Here is a 1654-nt window from a genome sequence, read left to right on the forward strand (position 1 = left end):
GAAGGTCGCCCGGGGCATCGAGAAGGACTTCAACCTCATCCAGCTCGGCAACCACTCCGAACGGTGGCTGCAGCAGGGCGAGATCGCTCGAGACAGCACGCGAGAGCCGACCCGGTTCATGTTGGAGCGCACCGTGCGCGCGTGCGCGGTGGCCGCCGAATCAGAAGCGCAGTTCGTGCGGCAAATGCGCCGGGCCAACCTGCTTGTCCACCCCAGGTTCGCCGCCGGCACCGACTCGGTGGTGACCGGGTATTCCGTGGCGGAGNTGGCGGAGCGCCCACCGAAGGGGATGCGGCCGCTGTGGTTCGGTGGCGGCAAGCTCGCCCAGGACCTTACGCTCCCCTCACTGCGCACCCGCTGGCCCGACGAACCCACGGCGGCGCAGGAGGCGTCGGAGGAGTGGATGGCGGCAAAGCGGCACCGCCGCATCGTCCACCCCGACGCCCCCGGTGCGGTCCTGGATGTGGAGACCGCCCGGCGGTTGGCCGGGGAGCTGAAGGAGGTGCGCCGACGGCTGGTGAAGATCGCCCCGGACGATCACCAGTCGTGGGCGCACGCGGCGCGTGAAGCCTCCGGGGTGTTCGCGGCGTGGTCTCATACGACCGAGGACGGCCAGGGGCCGCTGGGGCGCACTGCCCGGGTGCTGGCCCGGTCCGCGCACCGGTCCGGGGTGAAGATCACCACCCCGCTTCAGGCGCCGCTGCGCACCAGCGGCACCACCGCGTTCCTGTTGGCGGCCACGCGCGCGCCGTCTCCGATGGCGCAGGCGCTCATCATGCAGCAGATGCTGCGGATGACCCGGGCATTCCAGGACATGCACCAGGCCAACAAAGAGCTGCGCGAGACGCAGCTGATCGTGGACGCCTTCCAGCAGCACCTCTCGGTCGTGGCGGAGCCCCTGCCCGATGTGAAGCGTGAGGCGAGGCAGGTCGCCGCCCACGCCGGTCCCACCCGCCACCGTGGTGCGCTGCGTGAAACCCAAGGCCCGACCATTGAGCACCCCTACGTTGACCACACCCCCCACACGGACCACGGAATGGAGCTGTAAAGATGAGCACACAACCCGACGGCGTGAATGACCTGCTCTCCCGAGACCTCCAGGCGGCGATGGCCGTGGCCGGCCGCTGGGGCGAAATGATGGCCCGCCAGCGTGCCGAACAACTCCGCCAACGTGTCACAGAGCAGCAGCACCGGCGGCGTGAGCTGGAGGAGCGCTTCGAGGCCGAACGCGCCGTGATGCGCACCGAGCTCGCCCCCGTGGAGCAGGACCGGTTCTGGGAGAACGCCAAGCCGGAAGACATCGCTGCCCACTACGGGTTGGCCCGGCAGTGGGAGCAGCACGACGAGGTCGCCCGCACCGCGCGAGGACGAATCGAGTCTCAGGTGAAGGACCGCCACGGGTTGAGCGTGGAGGACTACCTCGAGGAACGTACTCCGGAGAGTCAGCGCACGGATTCCGTGGAACAAGAGGCCGCCGCACGCGAGACAGTGGACGCCCAGCGTGACCACGCCGCAGCAGCTCTGAACGCCGCTGAAACTGGCCGTGGTGATCTCCAGAACGACGCCGATGCCCGCAATGCTGCCGTTGAGGCTGAGGAGCTGTGGGACTCCGGGGACCGGCGGGCCAACCTGGCCAGTCGACTCATGGACGCCC

1 protein-coding gene is annotated in these 1654 nt (G+C 69.3%); it reads left to right on the top strand.

Features of this window, described 5'->3' with window-relative positions; all coding sequences use genetic code 11:
- Positions 1-1050: 1050 nt before the first annotated feature.
- On the top strand, positions 1051-1654 hold a 604-nt coding region (locus ABEA06_RS05810; RefSeq protein ID WP_345310888.1), incomplete at its 3' end, for a hypothetical protein.

The organism is Kocuria gwangalliensis (assembly GCF_039544365.1).
Taxonomy (GTDB): Bacteria; Actinomycetota; Actinomycetes; order Actinomycetales; family Micrococcaceae; genus Kocuria; species Kocuria gwangalliensis.